The 12617-nt window shown below is 66.6% G+C and carries 12 protein-coding genes; 7 read left to right on the top strand and 5 right to left on the bottom strand.

The genetic code is table 11. The features are described 5' to 3' along the window. Positions 1-702 (bottom strand): IclR family transcriptional regulator, encoded by a 702-nt coding sequence (locus M2432_RS02930; protein WP_280825225.1) that lies wholly within the window; start codon positions 700-702, stop codon positions 1-3. 126 nt (positions 703-828) lie between these two features. Between M2432_RS02930 and leuC the strand changes: the two genes are divergently transcribed. The 3 genes from leuC to M2432_RS02945 all read left to right on the top strand — a co-directional run bounded on the left by leuC (position 829) and on the right by M2432_RS02945 (position 3755). Further along, entirely contained in the window at positions 829-2289 is a 1461-nt protein-coding gene (gene leuC / locus M2432_RS02935; RefSeq protein ID WP_280825226.1) for a 3-isopropylmalate dehydratase large subunit, read from the top strand. A 12-nt stretch (positions 2290-2301) separates the two neighbouring features. Then, the gene (gene leuD / locus M2432_RS02940; RefSeq protein ID WP_280825227.1) at positions 2302-2895 is read left to right on the top strand and encodes a 3-isopropylmalate dehydratase small subunit; all 594 of its coding nucleotides are present in this window, start codon (positions 2302-2304) and stop codon (positions 2893-2895) included. A 224-nt stretch (positions 2896-3119) separates the two neighbouring features. Next, positions 3120-3755, top strand: coding sequence for an HU family DNA-binding protein (locus M2432_RS02945; protein ID WP_280825228.1), 636 nt, complete (start codon positions 3120-3122; stop codon positions 3753-3755). A 78-nt stretch (positions 3756-3833) separates the two neighbouring features. On the opposite strand, the gene M2432_RS02950 is transcribed toward M2432_RS02945, so the two are convergent. Genes M2432_RS02950 through cofC form a run of 3 tightly spaced genes read right to left on the bottom strand, consistent with a single transcriptional unit; the run spans position 3834 to position 7700 of the window. Then, entirely contained in the window at positions 3834-4766 is a 933-nt protein-coding gene (locus M2432_RS02950) for an NUDIX hydrolase (RefSeq protein ID WP_280825229.1), read from the bottom strand. 46 nt (positions 4767-4812) lie between these two features. Next, positions 4813-6978 carry an RNA degradosome polyphosphate kinase gene (locus M2432_RS02955; RefSeq protein WP_280825230.1) on the bottom strand — a complete coding sequence of 722 codons (2166 nt, stop codon included), beginning with the start codon at positions 6976-6978 and terminating at the stop codon, positions 4813-4815. Positions 6979-7031: 53 nt separating this feature from the next. Then, positions 7032-7700: a 2-phospho-L-lactate guanylyltransferase gene (gene cofC / locus M2432_RS02960; RefSeq protein ID WP_280825231.1), complete on the bottom strand. Its 669-nt coding sequence runs from the start codon at positions 7698-7700 to the stop codon at positions 7032-7034. A gap of 90 nt (positions 7701-7790) precedes the next feature. On the opposite strand from cofC, the gene M2432_RS02965 reads away from it, so the two are divergent. The 3 genes from M2432_RS02965 to M2432_RS02975 are packed head-to-tail and all read left to right on the top strand — an operon-like array spanning position 7791 to position 11082. After that, a complete protein-coding gene (locus tag M2432_RS02965) occupies positions 7791-8789 on the top strand; it encodes an NAD(P)H-dependent glycerol-3-phosphate dehydrogenase (protein WP_280825232.1) in 999 nt (332 codons plus the stop codon). Positions 8790-8804: 15 nt separating this feature from the next. Continuing rightward, entirely contained in the window at positions 8805-9908 is a 1104-nt protein-coding gene (locus M2432_RS02970; protein ID WP_280825233.1) for a cystathionine gamma-lyase, read from the top strand. Between the two features lie 46 nt (positions 9909-9954). Then, on the top strand, positions 9955-11082 hold the full coding sequence (locus M2432_RS02975; protein ID WP_280825234.1) for a D-alanine--D-alanine ligase family protein: 1128 nt from the start codon (positions 9955-9957) through the stop codon (positions 11080-11082). Positions 11083-11086: 4 nt separating this feature from the next. Here M2432_RS02975 and M2432_RS02980 read toward each other — a convergent pair whose 3' ends face one another. Continuing rightward, positions 11087-11629, bottom strand: coding sequence for a DUF3515 domain-containing protein (locus M2432_RS02980; RefSeq protein ID WP_280825235.1), 543 nt, complete (start codon positions 11627-11629; stop codon positions 11087-11089). A 25-nt stretch (positions 11630-11654) separates the two neighbouring features. On the opposite strand from M2432_RS02980, the gene M2432_RS02985 reads away from it, so the two are divergent. Next, on the top strand, positions 11655-12611 hold the full coding sequence (locus M2432_RS02985) for a thiamine-phosphate kinase (protein ID WP_280825236.1): 957 nt from the start codon (positions 11655-11657) through the stop codon (positions 12609-12611). Positions 12612-12617: the final 6 nt, after the last annotated feature.

The following is a 12617-nucleotide window of genomic DNA, read 5'->3' on the forward strand; positions in this document are numbered from 1 at the left end:
TTACAACCGCTTCGTCAGAGCCTCGGCGGCAGCGAGTAGGTCGCTGGCCCACCGTACGCCGGGACGTCGGCCCATGCGGTCGATGGGCCCGGATACCGACACCGCTGCGACCACCGCGCCACGGCTGTCGCGCACCGGCGCCGAGACGCTGGCGACCCCGGGCTCGCGTTCGGCGGCGCTCTGCGCCCAGCCGCGTCGGCGCACCTCGGCCAGCGTTCGGTCGGTGAACTTCGCGTTGGGCAGCGCGGCCTCCTGGGTTGCGTTGTCGCTGAACGCCAGCAGCACCTTGGCCCCTGAACCCGCGGTCATCGGCAGCCGCGTCCCGACCGGCACGGTGTCCCGCAGTCCGGCGGGCGGCTCAAGCGCCATCACGCACACCCGCGACATGCCTTCGCGACGATAGAGCTGCACGCTTTCTCCGGTGATCTCACGCAACCGGGGCAGCACTGCTGCAGCTGCGATCAGCAGTGGATCGTTGACCTGGCCGGCTAGTTCGGTCAGCGCGGGTCCCAGTCGCCACCGGCCTTCGTTGTCGCGGGCCAATAGCCGGTGCACCTCCAGGCCTGCGGCCAGTCGGTGTGCGGTGGCCCGCGGGAGCCCGGTGCGTTCACAGAGTTCGGCCAGCCCGCACGGTGACTCAGCCACTGAATGCAGCACACCCACCGCTTTGTCGAGGACGCCGATGCCGCTATCCTGTCTCACAAGGAGATACTAACGTCTCGAATAGTGAGATGCGAAAAGAAACCCCGCGGACAGCCCCGGCGCGGAGAATCGGTGATATCTCCCAGCGAAACGTGCGAAAGCTCGTGGAAGGAAAACCTGAGCGTCATGACAAACAAGCCACGCACTGCGCCCGATGGTGCGGCCCGCACGATGGCCGAAAAGGTCTGGGCCGACCACGTTGTGGTCCAAGGCGCCGGTGAGGGCGCGGCCCGCGAACCCGACTTGATCTACATCGACCTGCATCTGGTGCACGAGGTCACCAGCCCGCAGGCGTTCGACGGTCTGCGGATGGCCGGGCGGCCGGTTCGCCGCCCAGACCTGACCATCGCCACTGAGGACCACAACGTCCCGACAATCGACATCGACAAACCGATCGCAGATCCGGTGTCGCGCACTCAGGTTGAGACGCTCCGGCGCAACTGCGAGGAATTCGGGGTACGACTGTTCCCGATGGGCGACTCCCAGCAGGGCATCGTGCACATCATCGGCCCGCAGCTGGGCCTGACCCAGCCCGGCATGACGGTGGTGTGCGGCGACAGCCACACGTCCACCCACGGCGCGTTCGGCGCCATTGCGATGGGTATCGGCACCTCGGAGGTCGAGCACGTGCTGGCCACCCAGACGCTGCCGCTCAAGCCGTTCAAGACCATGGCGGTCAACGTCGACGGTGTGCTGCCCGCAGGCGTCAGCGCCAAGGACATCATCTTGGCCGTCATCGCCAAGATCGGCACCGGCGGCGGACAGGGTCACGTCATCGAATACCGCGGCAGTGTCATCGAATCGCTGTCGATGGAAGGCCGGATGACCATCTGCAACATGAGCATCGAAGCCGGCGCCCGGGCCGGCATGGTGGCTCCCGACCAGACCACGTTCGACTACCTGAAGGGCCGTCCGCACGCCCCGCAGGGCGCGGAATGGGATGCGGCCGTGGCGGCCTGGAGCGCGCTGCGCACCGACGAGGGCGCCGAATTCGACACCGAGGTGTTCCTCGATGCGGCCGATTTGAGCCCGTTCGTCACGTGGGGCACCAACCCCGGCCAGGGTGTGCCGCTGGGCGGCAACGTGCCTGACCCCGAACTGATCTTCGATGAGGGCGAGCGCCAGGCGGCCGAAAAGGCGTTGGCCTACATGGACCTTCGGGCCGGAACACCGATGCGTGAGATCGCCGTCGACACCGTCTTCGTGGGCTCGTGCACCAACGGCCGCATCGAAGATCTGCGTGTGGTGGCCGACGTGCTGCGCGGCCGCAAGGTCGCGGAGGGCCTCCGGATGCTGATCGTGCCCGGCTCCATGGCGGTGCGTGCCCAGGCCGAATCAGAAGGGCTGGGCGAGGTTTTCACCGCTGCCGGCGCGGAGTGGCGTCAGGCCGGTTGCTCGATGTGTCTGGGGATGAACCCCGATCAACTGGCGCCGGGCGAACGCAGCGCCTCGACGTCCAACCGTAATTTCGAGGGCCGCCAAGGCAAGGGCAGTCGTACCCACCTGGTCTCGCCCGCCGTCGCCGCCGCCACCGCGGTGCGCGGAACCCTGTCCTCACCCTCCGACTTGAGCCCTGTTCTGAGCTAGGAGCGCATCATCATGGATTCTTTCCACACCCACACCGGGATCGGCGTTCCGCTGCGTCGGTCCAATGTCGACACCGACCAGATCATCCCGGCGGTGTACCTGAAGCGCGTCACCCGAACGGGTTTCGAGGACGGTCTGTTCGCGTCCTGGCGAACCGATCCGTCGTTCATTCTCAATCTGCCGCCGTTCGACAAAGGCTCGGTATTGGTCGCCGGACCCGATTTCGGCACCGGCTCATCTCGCGAGCACGCGGTCTGGGCATTGATGGATTACGGCTTCCGGGTCGTGATCTCGTCGCGTTTCGCCGATATTTTTCGCGGCAATGCGGGCAAGGCGGGACTTCTCGCCGCAGAAGTTTCTCAGGACGATGTCGAACTGCTTTGGAAGCTGATCGAGCAGCATCCGGGACTGGAAATCACTGTGAATCTTCAAGATCGGAATTTGACCGCGGGAACCACGGTGTTGCCGTTCAGGATTGACGATTACACCGCGTGGCGGTTGCTCGAGGGACTCGACGATATAGGCCTTACGCTGCGGAAACTCTCGGAAATTGAAGCATTCGAGGCGACCCGTCCGGCCTTCAAACCGCGGACGCTGCCAGCCTGACAAAGCTGTTCTGCAGCTCATTTGAGCCCAGTTGGGGCCCGAATCCCTACCCCCGCAACCGGGTTCTAGAACCTACGAACCAGCTCCCAAGTGGGCCAACCGGATTGCCGCGGCAGGGCCTAGCTATGCCCGAAATTGGGCGTGGTTCTTGGAAATTGCGGGGTGGTGGGATTACCGTGTGCATTAGTCGGTCCACCCAGGGCCACTGAATTCGGAGGTTTTGGATGAACAAAGCAGAACTCATCGACGCCCTCACGGACAAGTTGGGCACCGATCGTCGACAGGCCACCGCCGCCGTCGAGCACATCGTGGACACCATCGTTCGTGCCGTGCACAAGGGCGAGAGCGTCACCATCACAGGCTTCGGCGTCTTCGAACAGCGCCGCCGTGCCGCCCGCGTGGCGCGCAACCCGCGTACCGGGGAGACCGTCAAGGTGAAGCCGACGTCGGTTCCGGCGTTCCGCCCGGGTGCTCAGTTCAAGGCCGTTGTCTCTGGTGCGCAGCGCCTTTCGGCTGATGGGCCCGCGGTGAAGCGTGGCGCGACCGCCGCCCCGGTCAAGCGCGCCGCCGTCAAGAAGGCTGTGGTCAAGAAGGCCGCCACCAAGGCTGTGGTCAAGAAGGCCGCCACCAAGGCTGCGGTCAAGAAGGCCGTGGTCAAGAAGGCCGCCACCAAGGCTGTGGTCAAGAAGGCCGCCACCAAGGCTGCGGTCAAGAAGGCCGTGGTCAAGAAGGCCGCCACCAAGGCTGTGGTCAAGAAGGCTGCTGTGAAGGCTGCGGTCAAGAAGGCTGCGGTCAAGAAGGCAGCTCCCGCAAAGAAGGCTCCGGCCAAGAAGGCTCCCGCCCAGCGGGGCCGCAAGTAAGCCGTAACCAATAGGTCCGACTCGGGCACGCCGTGGATCAGTGATCCACGGCGTGCCTGCGTGTGGACCGCCTGCGGTCTAGTGCTTGACCGGCAGCGGGCTGCCGATGTGATCGGCAGCCACCAGGGTCCCGCCGGCCAGTGACAGAACCCACATGCTGCCCTTGCGATTACGCGACTTGTCGGGGCGGACCCGGTCACGTTCGCACCACCACGCGATCAGATCGGGGATCACCTTCCCCTGAGTGCAGATCACCGGTGACACCGCGTCTGATGTCGTGGCAATCTCCAGCACCCGCTGCCGGGCGGCATCTCGATCGAGGGCGTGGGCTTCCTCGGTCAGCGTCGGCTCGTCATGGATCAGCACTCCGAGTTCCTCGGCGAGTGGCTCGATGGTCTGATGGCAGCGCACCCGCGGGGCGGCGTACACCGCGTCGGCGCCGAAGGCCAGTAACGGGCCGACGAGCGACTCCGCCTGGGCCCGACCGCGTTTGTCGAGCGGCCGGAGCCGGTCGTCACCCTTGTAACGGGCCTTACGGCCGGCCGAGGCGTGCCGGACCACCAACACGGTGTGGGTTGCGGCGGGGCGACGGGTGAAGCGCCGCAGAACTTTCCGGTCGTGCGGGTACTGCAGTCGTTTCATGGCCTTGGCCACCGGTAGCCACTGCAGCTCGTCGACCTCGGAATTCGGCGTGAATTCGCCACCGGTGCTGCGGGCCGCCCAGTAGCGGACCTGCTTGGTCGCTTGTTCCAGCGGATAGCTGACCGTGGCCAGGCGCCGACCCAGCACCGCGGTTTGGCCCGTCTCCTCGAGAAGTTCGCGCACGGCCGTAACCGGTTCGGTCTCACCGGGATCCACCTTGCCCTTGGGTAGCGACCAGTCGTCGTACCGAGGCCGGTGCACCACCGCTATCAGCGGCTCGTCGGCATTCGATTGGTCGGTGCACCACAGCACCGCACCGGCGGCCAGCACCGGAGTCGCGCGTGCGTTGCCGGACGTCTTCTTCGACACCTGTGCTCCTGGATGTGGTTGTGCCCGTGAATGTTGCGGCCGGGTGTCAGGGCGTGCGGTGCCGTTCCATCATCGACACCTGGTGATCTCGCACGGTTTCGCCTGCTCGCGGTCGGGCGGCCCAGTGCCCATCGGGGCGGAGCTCCCAGCACCGAGTCGCCGGATCCAGCGCTGACTCGAAGACGTCGTTGAGTTGGTCGGTCAGCCTGGGATCCTTCACCTGTGCCATCACCTCGACTCGACGGTCGAGATTACGATGCATCATGTCGGCGCTGCCGATCCAGAATTCATTGATGGCGTTGAAGTGAATGATCCGTGAATGCTCAAGGAAGCGGCCGAGAATCGAGCGCACCACGATGTTCTCGGAGAAGCCTTCGACGCCGGGTTTCAGCGCGCAGATGCCGCGCACCACAACCTCTACGCGCACGCCGGCTTGCGATGCGCGGTACAAGGCGTCGATGACCTGCTCGTCTACCAGCGCGTTCATCTTCATGCGGATGCGGGCATCGGCACCACTGCGCTTGGCCTCGATCTCGCGCTCGATGCGCTCGATGATGCCGCGTCGCACGCTGTGCGGGGCCACCAGCAGATTGCGGTAGGCCACCTTGCGCGAGTAACCGGTGAGTGAGTTGAACAGGTCAGTCAGGTCTGCACCGATGTCGGGTGACGCGGTCAGCAGGCCCACATCCTCGTAGAGCCGTGCGGTTTTCGGGTTGTAGTTGCCGGTCCCGATGTGGCAGTAGCGACGGATGGCGGAGCCTTCGCGGCGAACCACCAGCGCGGTCTTGCAGTGCGTCTTGAGACCAATCAGTCCGTACACCACGTGCACGCCGGCCTGCTCCAGCTTGCGGGCCCACTTGATGTTGGCCTGCTCGTCGAAGCGGGCCTTGATCTCCACCAGCGCCACCACCTGCTTGCCGGCCTCGGCGGCGTCGATCAGCGCGTTGACGATCGGCGAATCACCCGAGGTGCGGTACAGGGTCTGCTTGATGGCCAACACATTCGGATCGGCGGCAGCCTGTTCGATGAAGCGCTGCACTGTCGTCGAGAACGCGTCGTAAGGGTGGTGCACCAGGACGTCGCCGTCGTGCAGCGTCGAGAAGATGCTCTTGGGAGTCTCGCGCTCACCGAACGCCGGGGGAGTGGCCGGTACGAACGGACGGTCCTTCAGGTCCGGTCGGTCCACGCCGTAGATCTGCCACAGTGACGAAAGGTCGAGCAGTCCTGGCACCTGGATCACGTCACCGGGATTGACGTCCAACTCGCGCAACAACAACTCGAGCATGTTCTCGGTCATGTCGGTGGCGACTTCCAGGCGCACCGGTGAACCGAATCTGCGGCGCGCCAACTCGCGTTCGAGGGCCTGCAGCAGATCCTCGTCGCGGTCCTCCTCGACCTCGAAATCGGCGTTGCGGGTGATCCGGAACGCGTGATGCTCGACGATCTCCAGACCCGGGAACAGCACCGGCAGGAACGCCGCGATCAGTTCCTCCATGGGCAGGAACCGGACCCGGCGCTTGGCGCCGTCGACGCCGGAGTCGGGTTCGTCCAGTTCGACGTAGCGGTCGACGTTGTCGGGCACCTTGATTCGGGCGAAGTGCCGGGTGCCGTCCTCGGGGTTGCGGACTGTGATGGCGAGGTTGAGGCTCAGTCCGCTGACGAACGGGAACGGGTGCGCCGGGTCGACCGCCAGCGGCGTCAGTACCGGGAACACCTGATCATGGAAGTAGATGGACAGTCTGGCCTGTTCGGCTTCACCCAGCTCGTGCCAGTTCACGATGGTGATGCCTTCTTCGGCCAGCGCCGGGCGCACCACGTCGTCGAACAGCGTCGCCTGTCGGGTGGCGATCTGCTGGGTGAGCTCTCCAATGCGACGCAGCTGCTCGCGCGGCGACAGGCCGTCGGCCGACCGCACAGACAGACCGGTCTCGTCACGCCGCTTCAGCCCGGCCACGCGAACCATGTAGAACTCATCGAGATTCGATGCGAAGATCGCCAGGAACTTTGCCTGCTCGAGCAGCGGCAGCGACCGGTCGGCCGCGAGCGCGAGCACCCGGGCATTGAAGTCCAGCCAGCTCAGTTCGCGATTGAGGTAGCGGTCCTCGGGCAGTGCGCCATCTGTCGGATCCGCGGTCGCTGCGGGTAGAGCTTCCGGCTCGGTGTCACCGGTAGTCCGTTCGTTGTCTGCGAGGCGGGTGTCGGATTCGGTCACCGGAACGATCTTTCCTTATCGACAGGGTGCAATCCAGCGCCGCGGCAATCCGGTCACGGCGTCCGGCCGATGATCTGGGTAGTCGCGGCGCCCATTCCCAACCGGCGCGCGGTCGCCAGGTCATCGGGTGTGTCGATGTCGCACCGAAGTCCCGGCCAATCCCCGGTGAGCTCGACCGCTCCTGAATCGGCGTGGCGGCGTGCGGAACCGGAACCGAACAGTGGGCCCAAGGCGGTTCCGAACGCCAACAGTGCCGCGGTGCCGGTGCGATGCCGGTCGGCGATGAAGCTGCGCGGGTATTGGCGGGCTGCTCCGATCGCCGCCGTCAGCTCTTCGGTTCGTAATGCGGGCAAATCGCCTTGCAGCACAGCGATATTCGACACCCGATCGGCGATCGCGCGCTCGGCACTGCCGATCGCGTGGTTCAGCGGGTCGGGGTGCCCCGCGGGCGTCGGGTCGAACAACACATCCGCGCCTAGCGCTCGCACGGCTTCGGCAGCTCCCTCGTCGGGGGTCACCACTGTGACCGAACGCACTGCCGTAACCGACAGTGCGGCGGTGATGGTGTCGATCAGCATGGCCAGTACCACCTGTTCCCGGACTCCGTCTGCGAACTCCGGCGCCAGTCGCGTCTTGGCCGCTGCCAACCGCTTTACCGCGATGATCAACCCGACATCCGAGGTGTCGGCCGGCACGGGACCCGGGCCGGGATAGCGGCTCATGACCGCCATACTGCCAAAAGCCACGTCGGGCGAGCCCAAATGGCCTGCGCTCCACTCCGCTTGATCGTCGCCCCGGCTAGGGTGATGTGCGTGGTGGACGCAGCGGTGATGGGGGCTGGCGCCTGGGGTACGGCGCTGGCGAAAGTACTGGCAGATGCGGGCAATAACGTGACTTTGTGGGCCCGCAGTTCTGATGTGGCGAAGGAGATCAACCACACCCACCGCAATTCGCGGTACCTGGGGGCCCGGTCATTGCCTGCTTCGATCCGCGCCACCTCGGACCCGACAGAGGCGCTGGCTGGTGCATGCACCGTGCTGCTGGCCGTGCCGTCGCAGACGCTGCGCACCAACCTTTCGCAATGGACCGGTCTGCTCGGTTCGGACACCACGCTGGTCAGCGTCGCCAAAGGCATCGAACTCGACACGCTGCTGCGCATGAGCCAGGTGATCATCCAGGTGACCGGCGCCGATCCGTCCCGCGTCGCGGTGCTCAGCGGGCCCAACCTGGCCAGTGAAGTGGTCGATGAACAGCCGGCGGCCACCGTTGTGGCGTGCAGCGATTCGGGCCGTGCGGTGGCGTTGCAGCGGGCGTTGGCCACCGGCTACTTCCGGCCGTACACCAACTCTGACGTCATAGGCGCCGAAATCGGCGGTGCCTGCAAGAACGTCATCGCGCTGGCCTGTGGCATGGCCAGCGGGGTGGGCTTCGGTGAGAACACCGCCGCGGCGATCATCACGCGCGGCCTGGCCGAGATCATGCGCCTCGGCATCGCCCTGGGCGCCAAAGGGGTGACGCTGTCCGGGCTGGCCGGCGTCGGTGACCTGGTCGCCACCTGCACCTCGGGACATTCGCGCAACCGGACGTTCGGCGAGCGCCTGGCGCGCGGCGGCACCATGGAATCGGCGTTGGCCGCGGCCGGTGGCCACGTCGCCGAGGGCGTAACCTCGTGCCAGTCGGTGCTGGCACTGGCCGAGAGCTACGACGTCGAGATGCCGTTGACCGATGCGGTGTATCAGGTGTGCCACAAGGGATTATCGGTCGACCAGGCCTTCGCCCTGCTGTTCGGTCGCAGCACCAAGCCGGAATAGCCGGGACGGCACATCATGGACGGAACCTTCGGAGATTCCACTCGCAGTGTCAAAGCCACTGCAACACAAAACATCCCGGGCGAACCCGTGGCGCCGCCGCCGGTTCCGGTGGCGGCCTACCACCTGTCCGAGGACCACTCCGAGCCACTGGATTTCTACGGCCGAAACTCCAATCCCACGTGGCGCCAACTGGAGTCGGCGCTGGCCGAGTTGGAGGGTGCGACGTCTGCGTTGACCTTCTCCTCGGGGATGGCGGCGATCTCCTCGGTGCTGCGCATCCTGGCCAGACCCGGCACCACCCTGGTGATTCCGGCTGACGGCTACTACCAGGTGCGTCGGTATGCAGCGGAATACCTTGCCGTTCAAGGTGTCACGGTGATAGAGGCACCCGCCGCCGAAATCTGTGCCACCGCCGCCCACGCCGACGTCGTGCTCGCGGAATCCCCGGTGAACCCCACCCTGGATGTGGTCGATCTGCACCACTTGTCCACCGGGTGCCGGGCCCGCGGCGCCACGCTGGTAGTGGATAACACCGCTGCCACCCCGCTCGGACAGCGTCCGCTGTCTCTGGGCGCGGACCTGGTCGTCGCCAGCGCGACCAAGGCACTGTCCGGTCACAGTGACCTGCTGGCCGGTTACGTCGCCGGCTGTAATCCCGAACTGATGGCCGCAATCGAACGGGACCGACTGCTGGCCGGCGCGGTACTCGGACATTTCGAGGCCTGGCTGTCCCTGCGCAGCCTCGGCACCGCCGGTCTGCGTTTCGAACGGCAATGCCAGAACGCCATGGCGGTGGCTCTGATGCTCGCCGGGCATCCCGCTGTCCGGTCTGTCCGCTACCCGGGTTTGCCCACGGACCCGGCACACGACGTCGCTCGCGACCAGATGAAGCGGTTCGGCGGCCTGGTGTCGATCGAGCTGGCCGACGCTGCCGCGGTGCACAGCCTGGTTCGGGGCAGCCAACTGATGGTTGCTGCCACCAGTTTCGGCGGGATCCACACCTCGGTTGACCGCCGGGCCCGATGGGGCGATCCCGTTCCAGAAGGGTTCGCCCGCATCTCGCTGGGCATCGAGGACACCGACGATCTGCTGGCCGATATCGAAACCGCGCTCGGTTAGGACACACCGTCACCCGTGGCGCACTGGCCGGTAGCCTCTCTAGGTTGTGACAGCCCCTCATGCCCCTGCCGCCGCCGGCCGGACCCGCGTTGCCGTGGTCTACGGCGGACGCAGCTCGGAGCACGCCATCTCCTGCGTCTCGGCTGGAAGCATCCTGCGCAACCTGGATCCGGACCGCTACGAGGTCGTCGCCGTCGGCATCACACCTGAGGGTTCGTGGGTGCTCGGTGACGGCCGCCCCGATCAGCTGGCCATCACCGACGGGCAGCTGCCGCAGGTCACCGCCGATTCCGGGACCGTGCTGGCCCTGGCCGCCGACCCGAACCGCCGCGGCGAGTTGCTGTCGCTGCAGCAGGACGCCGCGCAGGTATTGACTGCCGTCGACGTGGTGTTCCCGGTGCTGCACGGACCGTACGGCGAGGACGGCACCATCCAGGGCCTGCTGGAGCTGGCCGGGGTGCCCTACGTCGGAGCCGGGGTGTTGGCCAGTGCGGCGGGCATGGACAAGGAGTTCACCAAGAAGCTGCTGGCTGCCGAGGGGCTGCCGATCGGCGATCAGGTGGTGCTGCGGCCGCGCGAGGCCACGCTGAGCCTTGACGGCCGGGAGCGCCTGGGCCTGCCGGTGTTCGTCAAACCTGCGCGCGGCGGCTCGTCCATCGGCGTCAGCCGCGTCGTCTCATGGGACGACCTGGACCAGGCCATCGCCTACGCCCGGCGCCACGACCCCAAAGTCATCGTGGAAGCCGCCATGCCTGGCCGTGAATTGGAGTGCGGCGTACTGGAATACCCGGACGGGCGGGTGGAGGCGAGCACGCTCGGCGAAATCCGGGTGGCCGGTGTCGGTGGTCGCGAAGACGGGTTCTACGACTTCGCCACCAAGTACTTGGAGGACGCCGCCGAGCTTGACGTGCCCGCCAAGGTCGACGACGAAACCGCCGACGAAATACGGCAATTGGCGATCCGGGCATTCAAGGCGCTGGACTGCCAGGGCTTGGCGCGGGTCGACTTCTTCCTGACCGACAACGGTCCGGTGATCAACGAGATCAACACCATGCCGGGGTTCACCACCATTTCGATGTACCCGCAGATGTGGGCAGCCAGCGGGATCGATTACTCGACGCTGCTCAGCGTCATGGTGGACACCGCGGTGGCCCGGGGGACCGGCCTGCGCTGAGTGCTCAGCGCGCGGGCGCCGGGTCCAGCGGGCGGGCCGGCATGAGCTTGGCGATCAGCTCGGACACCGTCTGGATCGGCGTTGGGCCGGAACCCTGCGGCAGGGTCAGTGCCACATAATTACCTGCAGCGCCATGATCGACCGCGTACCAGGTGCTGGCGCCGTCGCCGCGGGCTTCGAACCATGACACTTCGTCGACTACCTGAAGTGGCGTGCCCACCACGAAATCCGCCGGACGCTCGACGCCGCAGCGCAGGATCACCGGATCGGTGCCGGAGGCGCCGGTCCAGGCTGCGGTACCGGCCGGGGCTGGGGCGACCGGCGTGGCCCGGCGAAAATCGCCCATGCTGTCAGGCAGCGCGTTCACCAGGGTGTGGCACTGCTGGCTGTCGGCCAGCGGCGCAGGGGCCGCGGCGATCGCAACCTGCGCGACGGGTGGCTCGGCCTGCCGCATGGCCACGAAGATCAGCACTCCGACGATCACCACGACCGTCAACACCACGGCCGCGATGATCGCGGCGCGAGGCGGGCCGTCGGGTTCGGACATGGCAGAAACTTTAGACTTGCAGACTATGACGGACGCCGGGGAGACGTTGGCCGGGGTCGGTGAGTTCGCGGTGATCGAGCGGTTGGTGGCCGGGCGCAGCCGGCCCGCCGCTGTGATGCTCGGCCCCGGCGACGACGCGGCAGTAGTCGCCGCACCCGACGGTCGCGTCGTGGTGTCCACCGACATGCTGGTCGAACGTCGGCATTTCCGGCTCGACTGGTCGACACCAGATGACGTGGGTCGCAAGGCAATTGCACAGAACGCCGCCGATATCGAGGCGATGGGCGCCCGCCCGACCGCGTTCGTGGTGGGTTTCGGGGCTCCGGCCGGCACCTCAGCGGTCGCGGCGAGCGAGTTGTTCGACGGGATGTGGGCCGAGGCGTCGCGGTTCGGTGCCGGGATCGCCGGCGGCGACCTGGTGGCCGCCCCGCAGTGGGTGGTTTCGGTGACGGTGCTCGGCGATCTGTCCGGCCGTCCGCCGGTCCGGCTGTCCGGAGCCCGGCCGGGTGACACCGTCGCGGTCATCGGTTACCTGGGTCGGTCGGCAGCGGGATACAGCTTGTGGCACAAGGGTATTGGTGAGTTCGACGAGTTGCGTCGCCAGCATCTGGTACCTGAAGTGCCCTACGGTCAAGGGCTGGCCGCCGCGGTTGCGGGTGCCACCGCGATGACCGATGTTTCCGACGGCCTGCTCGCCGATCTTGGGCACCTGGCCCGGGCGTCCGAGGTGACCATCGACCTGTCGAGCGCGCTGCTCGCCGACGATGTGGCCGCGCTGTCTGCTGCCGCTGAGCGGGTGGGCGGTGACCCTCGCGGCTGGGTGCTGGGCGGTGGCGAAGACCATGCGTTGGTCGCGACGTTCGGCGGTGCCTTGCCGCCCGGTTGGCGAGCCATCGGAACGGTGGCTGAAGGAGAGTCCACGGTGACGGTCGACGGTGCGTCGTGGCATGGAGTCCGCGGCTGGGAATCATTCGGTCAGTAAGGTACT

The organism is Mycobacterium sp. OTB74, assembly GCF_029892685.1.
Lineage (GTDB): Bacteria > Actinomycetota > Actinomycetes > Mycobacteriales > Mycobacteriaceae > Mycobacterium.

Bases quoted from the DNA above. Each gene is read 5' to 3' on its own strand.
- leuC (WP_280825226.1), top strand. From the start codon at position 829: ATGACAAACAAGCCACGCACTGCGCCCGATGGTGCGGCCCGCACGATG.
- leuD (WP_280825227.1), top strand. From the start codon at position 2,302: ATGGATTCTTTCCACACCCACACCGGGATCGGCGTTCCGCTGCGTCGG.
- M2432_RS02945 (WP_280825228.1), top strand. From the start codon at position 3,120: ATGAACAAAGCAGAACTCATCGACGCCCTCACGGACAAGTTGGGCACC.
- cofC (WP_280825231.1), bottom strand. From the start codon at position 7,700: ATGAGCCGCTATCCCGGCCCGGGTCCCGTGCCGGCCGACACCTCGGAT.
- M2432_RS02970 (WP_280825233.1), top strand. From the start codon at position 8,805: ATGGACGGAACCTTCGGAGATTCCACTCGCAGTGTCAAAGCCACTGCA.
- M2432_RS02980 (WP_280825235.1), bottom strand. From the start codon at position 11,629: ATGTCCGAACCCGACGGCCCGCCTCGCGCCGCGATCATCGCGGCCGTG.
- M2432_RS02985 (WP_280825236.1), top strand. From the start codon at position 11,655: ATGACGGACGCCGGGGAGACGTTGGCCGGGGTCGGTGAGTTCGCGGTG.